The organism is Vibrio sp. SSH13-20 (genome assembly GCF_040104475.1).
In the GTDB taxonomy this organism is placed as follows: Bacteria; Pseudomonadota; Gammaproteobacteria; order Enterobacterales; family Vibrionaceae; genus Vibrio; species Vibrio harveyi.
In genome coordinates this window covers 83,149-101,902 of record NZ_JBECOU010000004.1, presented here as the reverse complement: position 1 = coordinate 101,902, position 18,754 = coordinate 83,149, and the positions used below count along the sequence as shown (strand labels likewise).

The 18,754-nt window shown below is 45.9% G+C and carries 18 protein-coding genes; 11 read left to right on the top strand and 7 right to left on the bottom strand.

The window, feature by feature from the left end:
• Nucleotides 1-53 precede the first annotated feature (53 nt).
• The 3 genes from ABMY42_RS12495 (at nucleotide 54) to ABMY42_RS12485 (ending at nucleotide 4,564) form a co-directional block, all read left to right on the top strand.
• Nucleotides 54-1,460 carry a Sapep family Mn(2+)-dependent dipeptidase gene (locus ABMY42_RS12495; RefSeq protein WP_196334290.1) on the top strand — a complete coding sequence of 469 codons (1,407 nt, stop codon included), beginning with the start codon at nucleotides 54-56 and terminating at the stop codon, nucleotides 1,458-1,460.
• 3 nt (nucleotides 1,461-1,463) lie between these two features.
• Nucleotides 1,464-3,050, top strand: coding sequence for a PTS transporter subunit EIIC (locus tag ABMY42_RS12490; protein ID WP_005453012.1), 1,587 nt, complete (start codon nucleotides 1,464-1,466; stop codon nucleotides 3,048-3,050).
• Between the two features lie 101 nt (nucleotides 3,051-3,151).
• On the top strand, nucleotides 3,152-4,564 hold the full coding sequence (locus ABMY42_RS12485) for an alginate export family protein (protein ID WP_005453010.1): 1,413 nt from the start codon (nucleotides 3,152-3,154) through the stop codon (nucleotides 4,562-4,564).
• A 152-nt stretch (nucleotides 4,565-4,716) separates the two neighbouring features.
• Here the strand turns inward: ABMY42_RS12485 and ABMY42_RS12480 are convergent, their stop codons facing one another.
• Entirely contained in the window at nucleotides 4,717-5,193 is a 477-nt protein-coding gene (locus ABMY42_RS12480; protein WP_349266502.1) for a peptide-methionine (S)-S-oxide reductase, read from the bottom strand.
• A 159-nt stretch (nucleotides 5,194-5,352) separates the two neighbouring features.
• Here ABMY42_RS12480 and ABMY42_RS12475 point away from each other — a divergent pair, with 159 nt between their 5' ends.
• Complete coding sequence (locus ABMY42_RS12475; RefSeq protein ID WP_038885561.1) at nucleotides 5,353-5,742, top strand: VOC family protein; 390 nt, start codon at nucleotides 5,353-5,355, stop codon at nucleotides 5,740-5,742.
• Between the two features lie 91 nt (nucleotides 5,743-5,833).
• Entirely contained in the window at nucleotides 5,834-6,574 is a 741-nt protein-coding gene (locus tag ABMY42_RS12470) for a DNA-binding transcriptional regulator YciT (RefSeq protein ID WP_038899327.1), read from the top strand.
• Here the strand turns inward: ABMY42_RS12470 and malI are convergent.
• Nucleotides 6,571-7,593 (bottom strand): Mal regulon transcriptional regulator MalI, encoded by a 1,023-nt coding sequence (malI, locus tag ABMY42_RS12465; protein WP_005453001.1) that lies wholly within the window; start codon nucleotides 7,591-7,593, stop codon nucleotides 6,571-6,573. The genes ABMY42_RS12470 and malI overlap by 4 nt on opposite strands.
• A 237-nt stretch (nucleotides 7,594-7,830) precedes the next feature.
• Here malI and malX point away from each other — a divergent pair, with 237 nt between their 5' ends.
• The 3 genes from malX (at nucleotide 7,831) to manA (ending at nucleotide 11,882) form a co-directional block, all read left to right on the top strand.
• Nucleotides 7,831-9,402, top strand: coding sequence for a maltose/glucose-specific PTS transporter subunit IIBC (gene malX / locus ABMY42_RS12460; RefSeq protein ID WP_349266354.1), 1,572 nt, complete (start codon nucleotides 7,831-7,833; stop codon nucleotides 9,400-9,402).
• A 92-nt stretch (nucleotides 9,403-9,494) separates the two neighbouring features.
• On the top strand, nucleotides 9,495-10,673 hold the full coding sequence (locus tag ABMY42_RS12455; protein WP_349266353.1) for a MalY/PatB family protein: 1,179 nt from the start codon (nucleotides 9,495-9,497) through the stop codon (nucleotides 10,671-10,673).
• A 21-nt stretch (nucleotides 10,674-10,694) separates the two neighbouring features.
• On the top strand, nucleotides 10,695-11,882 hold the full coding sequence (gene manA / locus ABMY42_RS12450) for a mannose-6-phosphate isomerase, class I (protein ID WP_349266352.1): 1,188 nt from the start codon (nucleotides 10,695-10,697) through the stop codon (nucleotides 11,880-11,882).
• 101 nt (nucleotides 11,883-11,983) lie between these two features.
• Here manA and ABMY42_RS12445 read toward each other — a convergent pair whose 3' ends face one another.
• The 3 genes from ABMY42_RS12445 to ABMY42_RS12435 all read right to left on the bottom strand — a co-directional run bounded on the left by ABMY42_RS12445 (nucleotide 11,984) and on the right by ABMY42_RS12435 (nucleotide 14,360).
• Nucleotides 11,984-12,877 carry a DMT family transporter gene (locus ABMY42_RS12445; RefSeq protein WP_349266351.1) on the bottom strand — a complete coding sequence of 298 codons (894 nt, stop codon included), beginning with the start codon at nucleotides 12,875-12,877 and terminating at the stop codon, nucleotides 11,984-11,986.
• Between the two features lie 134 nt (nucleotides 12,878-13,011).
• Complete coding sequence (locus tag ABMY42_RS12440; RefSeq protein WP_005452997.1) at nucleotides 13,012-13,815, bottom strand: alpha/beta hydrolase-fold protein; 804 nt, start codon at nucleotides 13,813-13,815, stop codon at nucleotides 13,012-13,014.
• Nucleotides 13,816-14,003: 188 nt separating this feature from the next.
• Nucleotides 14,004-14,360 (bottom strand): VOC family protein, encoded by a 357-nt coding sequence (locus tag ABMY42_RS12435; protein WP_349266350.1) that lies wholly within the window; start codon nucleotides 14,358-14,360, stop codon nucleotides 14,004-14,006.
• A 259-nt stretch (nucleotides 14,361-14,619) separates the two neighbouring features.
• Here ABMY42_RS12435 and ABMY42_RS12430 point away from each other — a divergent pair, with 259 nt between their 5' ends.
• From ABMY42_RS12430 to sodC, 3 genes are all read left to right on the top strand, one after another.
• On the top strand, nucleotides 14,620-16,134 hold the full coding sequence (locus ABMY42_RS12430) for a catalase (protein ID WP_349266349.1): 1,515 nt from the start codon (nucleotides 14,620-14,622) through the stop codon (nucleotides 16,132-16,134).
• A 100-nt stretch (nucleotides 16,135-16,234) separates the two neighbouring features.
• A complete protein-coding gene (locus ABMY42_RS12425; protein ID WP_009697911.1) occupies nucleotides 16,235-16,699 on the top strand; it encodes an ankyrin repeat domain-containing protein in 465 nt (154 codons plus the stop codon).
• Nucleotides 16,700-16,726: 27 nt separating this feature from the next.
• A complete protein-coding gene (sodC, locus tag ABMY42_RS12420) occupies nucleotides 16,727-17,239 on the top strand; it encodes a superoxide dismutase family protein (RefSeq protein ID WP_017818482.1) in 513 nt (170 codons plus the stop codon).
• Between the two features lie 99 nt (nucleotides 17,240-17,338).
• On the opposite strand, the gene ABMY42_RS12415 is transcribed toward sodC, so the two are convergent.
• Together ABMY42_RS12415 and ABMY42_RS12410 are read right to left on the bottom strand one after the other, a co-directional pair.
• Nucleotides 17,339-17,992, bottom strand: coding sequence for a nicotinamidase (locus tag ABMY42_RS12415; RefSeq protein ID WP_005452981.1), 654 nt, complete (start codon nucleotides 17,990-17,992; stop codon nucleotides 17,339-17,341).
• A gap of 31 nt (nucleotides 17,993-18,023) precedes the next feature.
• Nucleotides 18,024-18,749 (bottom strand): NUDIX domain-containing protein, encoded by a 726-nt coding sequence (locus tag ABMY42_RS12410; protein ID WP_009697909.1) that lies wholly within the window; start codon nucleotides 18,747-18,749, stop codon nucleotides 18,024-18,026.
• Nucleotides 18,750-18,754: the final 5 nt, after the last annotated feature.

Genomic DNA, 18,754 nt, shown 5'->3' with positions numbered 1-18,754 from the left:
GATAACAAGTTTATTAATAACCTCTTCTTGGCTAGGGATTTAAGGGATTAAACATGATGGAAAGCAAGTTTTCGACAGAAGCAATCGAGTATCTTGAACAGCATATTGATGAGTTACTTAACGATTTATCTGAGCTAGTTGCTATTCCATCAGTACGTGATTTGACGACACAAACAGAGAATGCTCCGTTTGGTTATCAAATTAGACAAGCGTTTGATTACTTAATCAAATTTGCTGAAAGAGAAGGTTTAGAAGTGCGTGATCACCAAGGTTATGCTTTGGATATAAGCTTTGGGCAAGGTGATCAAGAAATCGCTCTGCTGCACCATGTTGATGTGGTGCCAGCAGGGGATGAGATGCTATGGCGAACGCCGCCATACCGTATGACTAAAATTGATAACATGGTTTTTGGACGAGGCGTAACAGACAACAAAGGTCCACTGATTGCTAGCTTGTACATCCTCAAGTTGTTTAAACAACTTACTGTCCCTCTCAATAAGAAAATAAGAGTCATTATTGGCGGTGCAGAAGAGACAACTTGGGAATGTGTAGAGCATTACTTTCAACACAATCCGCAGCCAGAATATGGCTTTTCTCCAGATGGCGACTTCCCAATCGTCAACGGTGAAAAGGGTATTTTGTATGCGTCATTGGGGAAGCAATTTTCTGCCAGAAGCAGTGATAGCGCATGCCAAATTAGACGCATCGAGAGTGAACGAGATAGAACATCCACTTGTCACTTTTTGGTGCTTGAATTGGCAGGCTCTAGTGCTGAAAAAGTAGCGCATCAGTTTGCTGCTTTTGCTGATGTGATTGACTGTCAGTCACATTACCGCGTTGAGATTTCAACGCCGTGGGAGAAATCCCGCAACCCGCATAAAGTTGATAACTGCATGGACAAGTTCGTCAACGTTATGCGTCATGTGGAAGGATTAGATCCAAACTCTGCCAGCTTGGTCCACTTGCTTGATTCCCACTTTGCAAATGACTACGTCGGGCATAAGTTAGGTCTATACCATAACGATGATGAGATGGGATACACAACGTGTTGTGTTTCTGCCATCAACATGGATTCGCATGGCTACAATTTGGATTTTGATTTTCGGTTTCCTAAAGGACTGAGTATCGAGAGAGTTCGTTCCCAATTACTGGCTTTATCCCAACAAGCTGGTGTGAACTTTGTCGAACATCAGTACTTACCTCTATCCTACCTCTCTCCCGAAAGTGCCCTTATCCAAGCGATGGGGAAAGCTTATTCCGATGTTGCTGGAACGGATGCAAATTGCTTTAGTAAAGGCGCGGCTTCGTACGCGCGTGCATTGGAGCATGGAGTAGCTTTTGGACCAACTTTCCCTGAAGAAGTGACCTTTGTGCACGAGCCAAATGAACAGCTCAACCTAGAGTCACTAATAAAAGCAATAACGATATACGTGAAAGTTCTCATATCACTTCAGGAGTAAATTATGAGAGATAAGGTTCAAGCACTTGCCGGCGGTATGATGGTTTCCATCATTGTACTGGTCATTGCAGGTATTTTTATAGGGATAGGCGCTGGCGTTGTAAACCAAATGTCAGCTCAAGACTCTGTCATTTTTGCGTTCTTCAAACTGATGCTCGATCTTGGTTTGATGGTAATGCGAAACCTACCACCATTCTTTGCGATTGGTTTAGCCTTTGCCTTGTCAAAATCTGAAAAAGGTTGGGCAGCATTTACAGGTTTTACCATGTTTATGTGTTTCAACGTCGCGATTGGTTCTATTGCCGCTTTTAACGGCTGGACACCGGAAACGACCAGTGTTGATTACCTTGTTAACAACATGGGTTACGACAAAGTTGCCGCACAAAATTTCAATTCACTATGGGGTGAAAACCTAGGCGTATTCTCATACAACATGGGGATCTTCAGCGGGATCATTGTGGGCTGTATCACAGCGGCACTGCACAACCGCTTCTACAAATTTGAAATGCCAGCAATGTTGAGCTTCTTCTCTGGTCCACGTGCTGTCGTAATCTTTGCTTATCTTGCGATTATGCCGATCAGCTTTGTCGCTTATCATGCTTGGCCACCGATCGCGGGTGGGCTGCAATCTATCACGACGCTTATTACTAGCTCGGGTATCTTTGGTTCTTTCCTATTCGGCGTGTTTGATAAGGGGTTACTACCATTTGGTCTTCACCATCTCATCGCCTTCCCAATTGAATACACTCGTGTGGGTGGGGTAATGGAAATTGATGGCGTTGTGTACGAAGGTGTACGTAATATCATGAATGGTCAAATGAGCTCCCCTGAGGCAACTGGTTACATCACACATAACTTTACTAGTGGTCGTATTCCAATTCAGATTGGTGGTCTTACAGGTGCGGCTTATGCGATGTATGTCACCGCGAAACCACAAAACAAAAAGAAAGTCGCTGCGATTATGATCCCTGCCGTATTTACTGCAGCAGTTATCGGGATCACCGAGCCACTTGAATACACTTTCTTGTTTGTTCAACCATTCTTGTTCTTTGCTGTGCACGTGCCATTAAATGGTTTGGCTTATGTCATTACTGAGATGTTTGGCGTCTCTATTCATGGTAACCAACTGTTGTTTATGGTGCCAAATCTACTGCAGCCAGAGAAGGTACATGCTTGGGCGTTGCTATGGATTATCCCACTGTACTTCGTTGTTTACTTCTACACATTTAAGTACGTGATTCTGAAGTTCAACTCTAAAACACCAGGTCGTGAAGAGGACGATGATGCAGATATCGCTCTTTACTCAAAAGCAGACTTCAAGAAGAAAAAAGAGCAGAACTCTGCAGGTCTTCCAGTCGAAATTATTAAAGCGCTGGGTGGTGCTGAGAACATCGATAACGTTTCAAACTGCGCCACACGCTTGAGGGTTTCCCTACATGATGAAACGTTAGCGGCAGCAGATGATGTCTGGAAAAAACAACTGAATGCAATTGGCGTGGTGAGAATGCCAAAAGGAATTCAGGTCATCTACGGTGCGAACGTTATTACCATTGCCTCAGGTATTAAAGAAGCGCTGGGCGTCGACTCTTAATCATTCCCCCCTACAAATAAAAAACCAATAACAAGTGAACCCTCCTGTGGTGCGAGCACCACGGGTAGGGATTTCTGTACCCAAAATATGGAAATATAATTATGAAAAATATAACAAAAGTGTCCCTAACCTTGCTTGCAGTGAGTATTTCTGGTGCGCTACACGCAACCGAAGCCCCTACATGGTCTGAAAGAAACCCAATTGTGTTTTGGGGTGATCGTGCAAATGAAGATTGGAGCTACGTAGACAATCTTGCGGAGAGCGAAAAGAGCTTTTCAGAGAAGTTAAAACGCCTTGATATTACTGATGATGGAGAGTGGAAAGTTTCATTTAGCGGTAACATTAAAGCGGCTTTTGATAATCGTTGGAATCATATGTATGACTCTGATGTACGTAAGAAAAATGAGTTCCGTAGCCGAATGCAGTTTGCTACTGATGTGACATACCAAGATTGGGCTCGAATCTACGGTGAAATCCGCACCAACTACACCAACTTAGATAACCCTGGTCCGGTAGATGATGCTGGTACTGACTTCCACCAACTATTCACAGAGTTCAAGTTGCTCGATGATGGTGAACAGTATTTGAGTACACGTTTAGGACGCCAAGAGATCTACCTCAATGAATGGCAAATGATGAACCGAGAACCAACACCCGTGCAATCGAGTTGGAATGCGGCGAGTGCCAAATACAGAGTGAATGGCATCAACTTTGATGTTTATTACGGTGAAGAAGTCTTCCCATTGCGCAAAGATGGCAGTTGGAGTGGGAACTGGGATGACAAAACCAACGGAAAAACCTCCACTGGTATCTTTGCGAATTGGCGCACGGACTATGGCGCAATGCAGGCTTATTTCATGAGCAATGACGTGACCAACAGTTCATTCGTTAATGCTCCTGATGGGGATGTGGATATTCAAGTGCTGGGCTTGCACGCACATGATTTTGTTCGTGAAGGTTTCGGGTACATGGTTGATGGTGTTTATCAGTTTGGTGACCATGCTGGCAAAGATATTTCAGCGTATATGGCTTATGCGGATCTGAACTACAACTGGAGTGCAGATTGGAATGTACGTGCAGGTTTAAACCTTCATTATGCATCGGGAACAAGCAAGGATAGCGATAAAGTGAACACGTTCAACCCACTATGGACGGGGGATCCTCTAGGTTTTGCTCATGACGGAGCTTACGGTAACGCAATGCAGGTTGGCGGTTATTCAGTTATTGAGTACATGCCAAAACAGAGCATTATCACTGGCTTTATGTCAACGTGGCGCGCCGATACAGACGATGCGATTTATACCTTAAATCAGGATATTTTGTTCGGTGAAAACTCTGATGAAAAATACGCTTACACTCAATTTTATCTGCAGTTCCACAACTACATTACGGGCAACCTAAAAACGGAGTTGAACCTGTACTATGCGTTGGATAGTGACTATACGCGTGATGTTGTCGGTCCTCAAAGCGACAACATTACTCGTGCCGAAATCGCAGTGATCTACAACTTCTAGTATTGCGATAGACGATAAATATCCAAGCATACTGCTTTTATCTGTCCTATTTGCCTTGATTAAGGCACGTCATGTTTTTTAAGCAGCAATTTTGCCCAGTCGACATGCTGGGCTTTTTTATTGGAAAACTGGGAAGTGTTCAGTGGATGCCTCTAGGTTTGCTTGTACTTATGCAGCAAATCTAACGGGATATGGCAGTAGTCGTTTGGAAAGCGTGTGAGTCGGTCTTGATGCTCATCATCACTTGGCACGTAGTTCGTGAGTGGCAGCACTTCTACGGCGATCTTATCGGCATCTGGTCTTGCTGCGATAAATGCTTTGGCAATCGCTAGGTGTTGTTCGTTTTGACTATAAACACCGGTGCGGTACTTCTCACCTACGTCTTCACCTTGCTTGTTTACACTGTGCGGGTCGATGATCTCAAACAGATACCCCATTAAAGTTTCAACCGAAACTTGTGCAGGGTCGAACTGGGTTTTCACGCATTCGGCGTAGCCATCGTATTCGGATTGAGTGTTGTCCGTCGTGCCATTTGCTCGTCCTGCTTCGGTGCTAATTACGCCGGGAAGGTGGCGCATAAATTCTTGAACGCCCCAAAGGCAGCCGCCTGCGAAGTAAATTTCTTCCATCATTCTGTCCTGAAAAATCTTTGCGCCATTATGGGCATCACTTTCATTCAAACACAACTCCAACCATAAAACAGGAACAACTCAGAAGTGATTTGCTCTCTTTTTTGTGCTGCGTTTCCTCGTTAGATTGAACGCAGTTAAGAGCTAGGGGGAATCCTAATGAAAATTGAACATATCGCGATTTGGACTGAACGTTTGGAAGAGCTAAAAGCCTTCTATGAGAAATACTTTAACGCGGTTTCTAACGATAAATACCACAACCCAACTAAACAGTTTTCATCTTACTTTCTTTCGTTTGAAAGTGGCGCACGATTGGAGTTGATGTCGATGGAAGTTGTGACCGCTTGTGAAAAATCTCATGCGATGCAGGTCACAGGGTTGGCACACTTTGCCTTCGCTCTAGGATCAGAGCAGGCAGTGGATCAATTGACCAAAACCTTAGTGGATGATGGCTACCAATGGATCGACGGTCCGAGACAAACGGGTGACGGTTATTATGAAAGCTGCGTGTTAGATCCGGATGGCAACCGTCTTGAGCTTACGGTGTAACGCGACTTAGCTTATTTCTATCGTTCACAGGCTGCTTTCATATGAAAGTGTTCGGGCGTATACTGCAAGCTCATTAATAAGGAGCGAGCCTGTGAACTCAAGACAAAATGAAATCCTGCAATTGGTTAATGACCGCAAACGCGTTCAAGTGACGGAGCTTTCTGACATCATTGGCGTGTCGGGCGTGACCATCAGGCAGGATTTGAACTTCCTTGAGCAACAAGGCTACTTGAAGCGTGTTCATGGCGCTGCGACGGCGCTACAAAGTGACGATATTGATACGCGACTCGAAGTGCGTTTCGACATCAAACAAGCGTTAGCCAACAAAGCGGCAGATTTGGTATCACCAAACGAAACCGTGTTAATCGAAGGCGGCAGTGCTAATGCGCTTTTAGCTCGCACATTGGCTGAACGTGGTGACGTCACCATCATTACCCCATCGGCGTACATCGCCCACCTCATCCGAAACACTTCAGCCAACATCATCTTGCTTGGTGGTGTGTATCAGCATCAAGGCGAGAGCTTGGTTGGACCGCTGACTAAGCTGTGTATTGAGAACATTCACTTCAGCACGGCTTTTTTAGGTATTGACGGTTTCCATCAAGACACAGGCTTTACTAGCCGAGACATGATGCGTGCAGAAATAGCTGAAACCATCATTGCGAAAAAGCGCCGTAATATCGTGCTGACGGACTCAAGCAAGTTTGGGCAAATCTACCCATCTTCGATTGGTAAAACGAGTGAAATCTCTGTGTTGTTAACCGACAAAGCCGCTCCGAAAAGCGACCTCGAACAGTTGAGAAAGCAAGGCGTGGAAGTGGTGTTGGGTTAAGCCGACTCACGAACAATGAGTTTGGGAGGCAGGATCAAGCTGTAAGGTTCGCTGTCTTCTTGCTTGAGTTGATTGATCAATCGTTTTGCCGCTTGTCTTCCCATCTCTCGTGCATTGGAATTAACGAAGGTGAGCGGTGGTTCAATTAACTCTGCTTCTTCAACGTCATCAAAACCAATCACCGATACTTGCTCGCCGATAAACTGATCTTTACCGATGGATCGCCCTGCTCGATGTATGCCATAAACCGCGCCTAGTGCCGTCGAGGAATGGTGACAAAGAACCGCGGTAATCTGTGGATGTTCCAACAACAATTGCTGCACAGTTTGAGCGGCAGACGCTTGGCTTTTCTCACACTCGACCACCCACTCTGGTTTGAAAGGCAAACCAAACTGCATCAGAGTTGAACAATACCCACCAATACGCTCAGCACGACACAAAGAACTGCTCGCACCGCCGACATAAGCGATTCTGCGATGCCCTTGCTTAACCAGATGCTCCGTCGCCAACTTGGCGGCGTACATATTGTCTGGTCCTACATAGTCGATTTGCTTATCCACCGAAGCGCGTGAAATGCACACCATTGGCAGATTGTGTTGCTTAAGGTTTTCGACGTTGAACTGCTGGCTTTCACCAATCGGGCAAAATGCGATACCACCGACACCTTGGCGTGCCATGGTTAATACGCACTTCTCAAACTTTTCTTGACTATCCCCACTTTGAGCCAGAAACAGCATATAACCTTGTTGCTCGATTTCTTCGCTCAATCCTGCCGCGACTTCCGCGTAATAGGGATCGCTGATGTCTTTGAGGATCAGTCCAATGATTTCACTGGAATTGGAGCGTAAGTTGGCAGCGGCACGGTTACGAATATAGCCGAGCTCTTCAACCGCAGCGTTGACCTTTTCTATTGTGTCTGGAGAGATCCGCCCTTTATTCCCCAACACCATAGAGACGGTGGTAACTGACACGCCAGCATGTTTAGCGACTTCTGTAATGGTCACTTTTTTTGACGACATAGATTCACTTTATGGATTAGAAAAACGTTTTATCATCAAACTGTAACCCTATTAGTTTGATTTTAAAAGCCCTAGACAGTTTGTGGAAAAAGATATTTAACTCGATCACAGAATTTTTGGTAAAACGTTTTATCAAAATTTTTGGCAGCGTATATTGAGTGCATAAAAACAACACTTCATGCGCACATAATGTGATGTGTATGAGCCCTACAAGTTCTCAATTTCCGGAGACAAACTATGTCTAAAAGCAATAAATCGACCATGTGGGAGTTCTTGCAAAGCCTCGGCAAGACCTTCATGTTGCCAGTCGCGCTGCTGGCATTCTCAGGTATTCTTCTTGGTGTCGGCAGCTCGTTTTCTAGCGCCGCTATCAAAGAAGCCATCCCATTTTTAGACAACACCCCTCTGCAATACCTGTTTATGTGGATGACCAAAATCGGTCTTGTCGCATTCATTTACTTGCCTGTGATGTTCGCCGTTGCTATCCCGCTTGGATTAGCGCGTGAAGAAAAAGGCGTGGCAGGTTTCGCGGGTTTCGTTGGTTATGCTGCGTTCAACCTTGCGATCAACTTCTTCCTAACCGTCGCTGGTGTACTAGACAGTGAAGCGGAACGTGCCGCCTACGGTGTGAAAAGCATCATCGGGATTGAATCGATCGATACTGGTATCCTTGGCGCGGTGATCGTTGGTGTAATTGTTGCGAAACTTCACCAGCGTTTTTACACCTTCAAAATGCCAGATGCGCTAGCGTTCTTTGGTGGCGCTCGTTTTGTTCCAATCATTTCTGCATTGGTACTGGGCGTTGTCGGTGTGTTTATCCCATTTGTATGGCCTTACTTTGCTGCAGGCATCAATGGTATCGGTCATGTGATTGAAGGCGCGGGTGATTTCGGTCCAATGCTGTTTGGTACGGGCGAACGTTTGTTGCTGCCAATCGGTCTTCACCACATCTTAGTTGCGCTGATTCGATTCACTGAAGCAGGCGGTACTATGGACGTGTGTGGTCAAACCGTGTCTGGCGCACTAAACATCTTCTACTCTGAATTGTCTTGTCCTGACACAACGGCGTTTACTCCGGAAGTCACGGCATTCTTGTCTCAAGGTAAAATGCCTACCTTCCTAGGCGGTTTACCGGGTGCAGCTCTTGCGATGTACCACTGTGCTCGCCCTGAGAACCGCTCAAAAATCAAAGCACTGCTTATCTCTGGCGTCGTAGCTTGTGTGGTAGGTGGCATCACTGAGCCGCTTGAATTCTTGTTCCTATTTGTTGCGCCAGTGCTTTACTTCGTCCATGCGATTCTGACTGGTCTGGGCTTTATGGTGATGGGCTTGCTTGAGGTCACCATCGGTAACACAGACGGCAACCTGATTGATTTCTTGGTATTCGGTATCCTGCAAGGCACGGCAACGAAATGGTACTTAGTTCCGCTGGTGGCAGGTGTTTGGTTCGTGGTTTATTACTCAGTGTTTAAGTTTGCGATCACTAAGTTCAACCTAAAAACACCAGGTCGTGAAGTCGATACGGCGGAAGTGGACAAAGAGCTTGAAGCCGCATTCATCAACGAATCTGGCAAAGGTGCCGCAGTACTGGCAGCTCTTGGTGGTAAAGAGAACATCACAGCTTTGGATAACTGCATCACTCGTCTTCGCTTGTCTGTTAACGATATGAGTTTGGTCGACGACGCAAAGTTGAAAGCCAACGGTGCGCTGGGTGTAGTGAAGCTTGATGAGCACAACCTGCAAGTCGTGATTGGCACGCAAGTTCACCTAGTGAAGAATGAAATGCAAGCCATCATGTCTGCTAGCTAATCATTGCTTTGATAGATGCTCCCCCTCGGCACAATCTTCATCCTCCCCCCCAATGAGATTGTGACGAGGGACCTTAATATTGGAATATTCGTATGACTCAGAATTTCGACTTTGATACACCGATTGATCGCACTGGCACTTACTGCACGCAGTGGGACTACGTTCAGGATAGATTTGGTAAAGCGGGTCTACTCCCGTTTACCATTTCAGATATGGATTTTGCTGCGCCAGAGCCTGTAATGAATGTGCTTAAACAACGTTTAGAGCATCCGGTATTAGGTTATAGCCGCTGGAATCATGAGGATTTTAAGTCCGCGATTCGCTACTGGTATCAGATTCGCTTTGACTGCGAAATCGACACTCAGCAAGTGGTGTACGGACCTTCGGTTATCTACATTGTGTCAAAGTTGATTGAGCAATGGAGTCAGCCGGGGCAGGGTGTGGTGTTCCATACGCCAGCTTATGATGCGTTCGACAAAATGATTGAAGGGCAAGACCGTACGTGCGTTCGCAGTCCGCTCATCAAACAGCAAGGTCGATTTGAAATTGACTGGCAAGATCTGGAAACCAAACTCGCTGACCAGAACAACACTGTGCTGTTGTTGTGCAGCCCTCATAACCCAACAGGGCGAGTGTGGAGCCAAAGCGAGTTGGAAAAGATGGCGGAGCTTTGCAACCAACACCAAGTCAAAGTGATTTCCGATGAAATCCACATGGATGTGTGCTTTAAGCGTCACGTCCCTTACGTGGGGTTTGGTTGTTCACAAGATTGGGCTGTCGTCACATCGGCGTCTAAATCATTCAATATTCCAGCCTTGAATGGCGCGTATGCGTTGATCGCGGATTCACCAACTCGCGAACGTTATCTGCATAAACTCAAAGAGGTGGATGGTCTTTCATCGCCTTCTATTATGGGCGTGCTTGGTACGATGGCGGCTTATCGTCACGGAGAACCTTGGTTAAAGGCGCTCAACGAGTATGTATTGGCTAACCATCAATACGTGAAAGAAGCACTTGGAAGCGCCTTTCCTGAAGTGAGTTACCTTGTCCCAGACGCGACCTATTTAGCATGGATTGACTTATCTGTTTTGAATCTAGATATGACGCTGCTTAATCAAGCGTTAATTAAACAATTCAATGTCGCCATCATGTCTGGAGCTGTTTATGGCGACTCTGGTAAAGGCTATCTCAGACTCAATCTGGGTTGCCCAAGAAGTAAAGTCGAGCAGGGCGTTTCAGCCTTGATTCAAGCGATCAAATTGCAGTGTTAAAACACCGCGGGAGAGAGTGAGATGTCACTGTTCAAGCTAGATAACGTGATTCAAAACTACGCTTGGGGAAGCAAAGAGTCGATTTCTAAACTATTTGGCATCGACAATGCGAAACATCAACCTCAAGCTGAAATTTGGATGGGAGCGCACCCTAATGGTTGCTCGCGCCTCGCAGCAACCGGTGAGTTATTATCTGATGTGATTGCGAGAGACAAAGCAAGCATGTTTGGTGATTACACCATGATGCGTTTCGGTGAACTTCCGTACCTATTCAAAGTGCTTGCGGCGGATTCTCCGCTCTCGATTCAAGTTCATCCTAACAAGCGTAAAGCTGAACTTGGTTTTGCAAGAGAGAATGAACAAGGCATTCCACTTGATGCTCCTAATCGCAACTACAAAGACGCCAATCACAAGCCAGAGTTAGTCTATGCGCTGACTTTCTACAAGGCGATGAATGGCTTTCGTCCGATAGAACAAATACTGACTCTGTTCCGCCAATTCGGCATATGCAGTTTAGACAGCGAGGTGACCGCGTTAGCCGAGCACCCAAATCAAGAAGGGTTGAAAGGTTTCTTCACGGCGATCATGACGTTGAACGAAACTCATAAAATTCAAGCCTTGGCAGAATTGGACGCGGCATTAGAGCGTGGTCCAAAGACGGCATTGGAAAGAGAAGTGCTCAGTTATGTGGCTGAGTTTCAAAAGCATTACCCGAAAGACATTGGATTGCTGTCTCCGTTGATGTTGAACACGATAGAACTTGCACCTGGTGAAGCGATGTTTCTCCATGCCGAAACGCCTCATGCGTATGTGCAAGGTACAGCGTTGGAAATCATGGCGAATTCTGACAACGTGCTTAGAGCTGGGTTAACGCCCAAGTACATTGATGTGGATGAGCTTATCTCAAATACGGCATTTCACACCACGCAACCGGAACTGATTAAGCTGCCGCCAATTCATAAAGAGGGCAAGTTGAGCTATCCAATTCCGGTAGATGATTTTGGTTTTGACATTCTCTCTTCCGATGGTGAATGCAAACAACAGTTTGTGCGTGGTGCAGAGATTGTTTTTTGTGTTGAAGGCGAAGTTGAGATCATGACACTAGAGACAAGTCTGACCCTTAAAGCCGGAGAATCTGCATTTATCACTAACGATTGTAAGTTTTACCAATATCAAGGCAGTGGCTTGCTAGCAAGAGCGTATAACTGAGTGCTTTGTCTATCTCATACACTGAGACCGCTATTCCCGCGGTCTCAAATGGTTTGATGTTACTTGGGCATAAATAAAGTGACTGTGTACTACAACGGTCGTTATGCCACTCTTTGTTTTCGCTTTGCCAGCATTGCAGCAGGAGAGAAACCTGTCACCAACATGGTTCCGCCTAGCACCAAAATTGTCCCTATGATGGTATTAAAACCGACAGGTTCACCCAGAATCAAGTAACCCCATAAAATGCCGAAAACGGGAACAAGGAAAGTGACGGTCAAGGCAGAAGCAGGACCAATATCCGAAACTAAGCGGAAGTAGAGTAAATAAGCGAGACCGGTACACACAACGCCAAGAGCGATGACGGAGCTCCATTCAAAACTGCTCGGTTCAGCGCGCATTGGTAGGAAAGGTAATAACGGTAGAACCCAAATAACCGCTGCCCACATACTGCCGTGTGCATTGTCGAAAGCTGGAACTTGCGGAGCATTTTTAGTGTAGTTGGTTGCAATCCCATAGCTGAAAGAAGCCATTAGGCTTGCCCCGATGGGGAAGATAGTCTCTCTGCCGATGGTTGAAGAATCCAAGCCGACAAGTACAGCCACACCACCAATACCAATCATCATACCTAGAATGGCTTTTGCCGTTAAAGGACTGCGATACCAAACAAAACCAATTAACGCGCCCCATATCGGTGCGGTTGAGTTGAGAATGGCTAAGGTCGACGCATTTAGTGTTTGAGCAGCGTAAGCAAAAAGCAGAAAGGGCACAGCGCTATTAAACAAGCCAATAATGAAAAAGTGCTTAATGTGTTTTGTGAAGGCAAGTTTCTTTTTGAGATAGAAAGCTATCAAGAGCAATGCTATTGCCGCAAATGCAACACGAAACTCGATTAAGTAAGCCGGTCCGAACGTATTAGCGGCGACTCGCATAAACAGAAACGAGCCACCCCAAATAGCAGCGAGACAAAGTAAGCGAAAAAAACTGGCTGCAGTCATGATACATCCTTGGTCGAGGTCTAGCGCCCCATTGATTAATTGTTGCGCTAACAGTGGATTAAACCAAGGATGAGATCAACCAGAAATGCAATGTCAGTTCCGAATCTGGCTACCACTGACTTATTTTGATGGTCTTAAATTTCTTCTTTTGGAAACAAGATTGGTAGACTGTCTCTGTAGGTGTGGTACCACATCTTCCCGTGATCTAATTTTTTGTACTCGATGAGCGGTGGCAAATTAAAACCCATGTAGCCCTTCGATTGGATATGTTTATAGAAAGCATCAACCGATGGATGATTTCCGATGTTTGTTGAGCTCAATATAGCGGTGGCTTCTAACCATGGTGAAGCCTCGTAACGTTGCTCCTCCAAAGAATAGATGGTGTCATCAATGCGCCAAAATGACCCGTCAGAGATGATGAAATTTTTGAAGAACTCGACGCCAATGTCTTCCGTTAGCATGATATAGGCAGTTTTTGCGCCTCCAAATGAATGTCCAGCCAGTGTACGTTCATTTGGATCGATATCGTATTCGGCTTCAACAATTGGGATGAGTTCTTGGGTTAAGAAAAGGTAGAAGTCATCGACACCTGGTGGCAAATAATCAATGTTTCTGCGTCCAGGAGGACCTTCATGAATGGCGATTAGGATGACATCGAGTTCGGCATTGGCGATGAGGTTACCAAACCCCTGACCTGTCCCATTACCGTCGGAAACGTAGATGACGGGCAAAGATGTCGTGCGCTCTTCATAGTTTTCTGGCAAGTAGATGTCGTAGGGATAACTAACGCCAGTGATATTGGAAAAAATATTGTCTTGTATTTTTTCCGCAGGAACATATGCGGAGCTGCTGTCAACAGAGGAGCCATCTCCCCCGCCACATGCCGATAATACAACCCCTATTGAAAGGGCGATGAACCAACGCTTCAAAACTTCCATGTTTTACCTTTGCTTTTGTATTTAAAGAACAAAAAAAACTGTATAAGATTTAACCGCTCTAAAAGCCCCGCGTTATCAATAAATGAGAAGGCGAGGCGAGCTGGTTTGTAACTCTTCGAGTCAACTATCGAATGTAATGGTACGTTGCTGTTTTACTTGTCATTAATTATTGTTTTACCTGTCATTAATTAATGGTTTTCAGACCAGACCGCGAATTCATTGCCACCCGGCTCGGTGAAATGGAAACGACAACCGCCGGGAAATTCGAAGATCGGACGAATTACTTGACCTCCAAACTGCTCGACTTTAGCTAACGTAGTGTGAATATCTGAACTATAGAACACCAGTAGTGCCGCCCCATTTGTTGTTTGGCTCACTTGCTCTGTTGCAAAAAAGCCACCGTCTAAACCTTGATCTGAAAAGGCGCTGTACTCTGGACCATAATCAACGAAGCCCCATCCAAAGGCTTGCTCGAAAAACTGTTTAGTCGCATTGATGTCTCGCGTGCCAAACTCAACGTAATTTAACTTTTCATGTTGGTGCATTCTGGTGTCCTTTTCATCGCTGTGCTTTTCTGTCAGTGTATTAACTCTTCCGTCGAGTTTCTCAGCCCGAGTCTAGGTTTTATTAATCAAACCGATAAAACCTCAAAAATTTCATTGGTTCTCCCTATTAAATCTATCGTTATTTCCCATTAAACAAATGTAATTGTTGAAGATATATTCTCGGTGGGCAGAAAAGAGCTTTTGAGTATCCATTGACCACTCGACTGGTCAAATGGTTAGCACGCATTGGAGAGCAACCATGCAGATGTCAAAAAGCTTTTTATTAATTACAGTTGGCTTAGCCAGCACATCTCTACAGGCGCAAACCCTGACAAGAGACAATGGTGCACCAGTTGGTGACAACCAGAATTCAATCACAGCAGGTGAAAATGGCAGCGTATTACTGCAAGACGTTCACCTGATCCAAAAATTGCAGCGTTTTGCTAGAGAGCGAATTCCTGAGCGTGTTGTGCATGCTCGTGGTACAGGTGCTCACGGTGAGTTTGTTGCATCGGGTGATTTTAGTGACTTAACGGTTTCCGCTCCTTTTACTAACAAAGGAAAGGTAACTCCTGTTTTCGTACGTTTTTCGACCGTTATTCACTCAAAAGGATCACCAGAGACACTTCGCGATCCTCGTGGTTTCGCCACTAAATTTTATACTGAACAGGGTAACTGGGATCTGGTAGGGAACAACCTGCCTGTGTTCTTCATCCGTGATTCGATTAAGTTCCCGGATATGGTGCACTCTCTCAAACCGTCTCCAGTTAACAACGTTCAGGATCCAAACCGAATCTTTGATTTCTTCAGTCATGAGCCGAGTGCGACCAACATGCTGACTTGGGTTTATAGCAACTTAGGCACGCCAGCAAGCTATCGCACGATGGATGGCTTTGGTGTGCACGCTTACAAGTGGATCAATAAGCAAGGCGATGTGAACTACGTGAAGTTCCAATGGAAGAGCCAACAAGGTATTGAAAGCCTTCGTCCTGATGAAGTAACTGCGATGCAGGGTAAGGACTTCAACCATTTAACCAATGATCTGTACAAAGAAATTGGGCGTGGTAACTATCCTAAGTGGGATCTCTACGTGAAAGTGCTGTCACCAGAAGCTCTGAGCAAACTGGATTACAACGGGTTGGATGCAACCAAAGTATGGCTGAATGTACCGGATCAAAAAGTCGGCACTATGACGTTGAATCGCCTACCAGAAAATTTCTTTTTAGACACTGAACAGTCGGCATTTGCGCCTTCGAATCTGATTCCTGGTATCGAACCATCGGAAGACCGTTTGCTACAAGGTCGTTTGTTCGCTTATGCAGATACACAGTTGTACCGTTTGGGTGTGAACTTGTTCCAACTGCCAGTAAACCGTCCGTTAGCATCAGTGAATAACCATAACCAAGATGGATTGAGCAACAACGCGAAGCAAGGCAATGGTGATGTGAACTACGAACCAAGCCGTAAACTGGCGCTGGCAGAAGACACGCAGTTTAAAGCAGTTGAAACCAAGTTGGTTGGCACTGTTCAACAAAAAGCGATCAGCAATCCTCGTAACTTCTACCAAGCGGGTGTGTTGTTCCGCAGCATGAACAAGCAAGACCAGAGTGATTTGATTGCCAACTTAGCGGGTGACCTGAACAAGGTGATGGATAAAGACGTTAAGGAAACCATGGTGAGCTATTTCTACCGCGCAGACAAAGAGTACGGTACGCGTCTGGCTGAGGCGACAGATACCAATCTCAAGCAAGTGAAAAACAAAGCGATGATGTAAGCAATAAGTTTTGACCTGCGGGAGATTTATCTGCTCTTTTCTGCCCGAAAATCAGGGCTCCCGTGGGTCATTCTCCAATTTTGTTAATGAGGGTGAGTAAATGAAAACCGTGTTTTTGCTCAGTGCCGTTCTGTTCTCTTTGAGCTTTTCGCTGAGCTTATTGGCCGCCGAAGACAAGCTGGAAGAGGAATACCAATCTCTGGTTGAACTGTTCTTCGATGCTGCGCGAATTGGTAATAACGAAGTGGTCGATACATTTGTTTCTCAAGGCTTCCCAATCGACCAACGCAATAACCAAAGTTATACCGCATTGATGGTGGCCGCATATCAAGGACATAGAGAAACCGTTCGCTTGCTGCTCGACTCCGGAGCCAACGCCTGCCTACAAGATAAGCGTGGTAACACTGCATTAATGGGGGCACTCATCAAACGTGAAATAGGCATAGCTAAAGACCTCTATCAAGCGGATTGTTCACCAGAGCTGCGCAATAAAGCTGGGCTAAATTTGAAAGAATTTGCCGAGATCTATGGTCAATCCAATGTGTTGAAATCGCTTCAACACTGATAAATAACAATAAATAGGACCCACAGTATGAATAAAACAACATGGCTTGCTGCACTAACGCTTCTCTCTTCTCCAACTTTTGCCGAGACAGTAAGCGTAGAAATGATTGACCTTGGCTCTGGGCAATCAACTGGTACCGTGATGATCAGCGACAGTGATTACGGCACCGTTTTTACACCGAAACTACAGGGTTTACCCGCTGGTACGCATGGCTTCCATTTACACGCTAACGGCTCGTGTGACAGCATTACCAAAGAAGGTAAAACCATTCTTGGCGGTGCTGCTGGAGGGCATTATGACCCAGAAAAAACAGGTAAGCATGGCTTCCCTTGGACGGACGACAATCATCTTGGCGATTTACCGGCGCTTTACGTGAATGCTCATGGAATGGCGGATCAGCCAGTATTGGCACCACGAGTGAAACTTGATGACGTAAAAGGTCGTGCTTTGATGGTTCATGCTGGTGGTGATAACCACTCTGACCATCCGGCGAAACTTGGCGGCGGCGGTGCTCGCATTGTGTGTGGTGTGATTAAGTAATCCCCTTCTTAGACGCCACAAACAAAAAACGGTCCAGATAAGCTGGACCGTTTTCTTTTTAAGCAAAAGCTGATGGGCTTAGATTTAAATCGACATATATTACGCGAAGTTCTCAACGATGATGTCATCCGCCTTGTCGACAAATATCGCACCTTTCTCTTTCATCTCTGCAATTACCGCATCGACGGTATCTGGCAAGACCGCACGGCTAGAAGCTAGGTTCACAATTACTTTGAAGCCTAAGTCGAGTGCTTGAGTGACGGATTTTTTTACACAAAAATCGAGCGCTAAGCCGCCGACAACAACTGTATCGATGTTGTTGAACTTGAGGAACTCATTCGCACCTGTGGTTTTGGTATCAGCCACGTCGTGGAAAAAGATACCGTAAGGATGTGCGTCTGGGTCCATGCCTTTGTTCACTTGGAAATCGTACTCCAGAACAGGAGGTAGACCGTCCAACAGTTCAACGCCCGTAGTGCCAAGCACACAATGGCGGTTCCACTTAATATCCACGTTAGGTAAGCCTACTGGTTCAAGCATATTCGCTGGCGTTTCTGCGTCCCACGCCGCTTTTGGTGGATGCAAATCACGGCTGACGAGCTTTAAGCGACCTTTCGCGTGGTTCTTTAGTAGTTCTGGAACGATTTCTAATGCGCCAGTGACTGGCAGTTCGTCAGGGCAAAGTTCGGTGAAACCTTTCTCAGGATCCACGTCGATCACTGCTGTGGTTTGGTAATTAACTCGAACTGTCATGGCAGACTCCTTGTCTGTCTTTATGCTTGCGTTAGCCACGCAAACAGTTTTGGAAAAAGGTTACTTCGTCGCTTGCTAGGGTGTAGACCATCGCTGGTTTGCCGCCTTTACCTTTGTTAGTGGAAGCGACTTTGTTGGTTGGCTTGAGTACACCTGAATCAATCAAGCGTCGTTTGATCGTCATGCGACTGATGTCGATACCGAACTCTTGATAGGCGGCAATGATGTCGGCAACCAGAAACTCTTTATCAAGTGCGAACAATAGGACCGAGGTGTATTCGATAGAGGCGCGCAACTTCTGCCATGCCTTTTCAATCATCTTTTGGTGATCAAAAGCGAGGGTCTCTTCACCATCAAGGATTGCTTGTAGTGGGAACCACTTTAGATGACATTCTGGAACGCCAGCGTTGTCGATTTGCTCTTTGTTGTTACGGTCAACCAAGGCGTAGTGAGTGATGTTCAGACTCCAATCTTCAGGATCGCGTTTTGGGTCGCCATCGACAAAGGCTTCACTAAAGTGACGAGGGTAGGTATGGATTTTTTCGCGGCAGATACGGCGTCGTGCTGCTTCAAAGTTCTCGTCCGCCGGGCGTCCACCTTCGTGGGTCATGTCTTTATCAAACACAAACCCGCCGGGTAGGGCCCATACACCGTGGTACGGACGTTCCGGGTTCGAACGCTTGATCAGCAACACTTCCAACCCCTTATCGGCGCAGCCAGATAGTCTGAATGGAATAATGTCGACGGTTACGATCATGATTT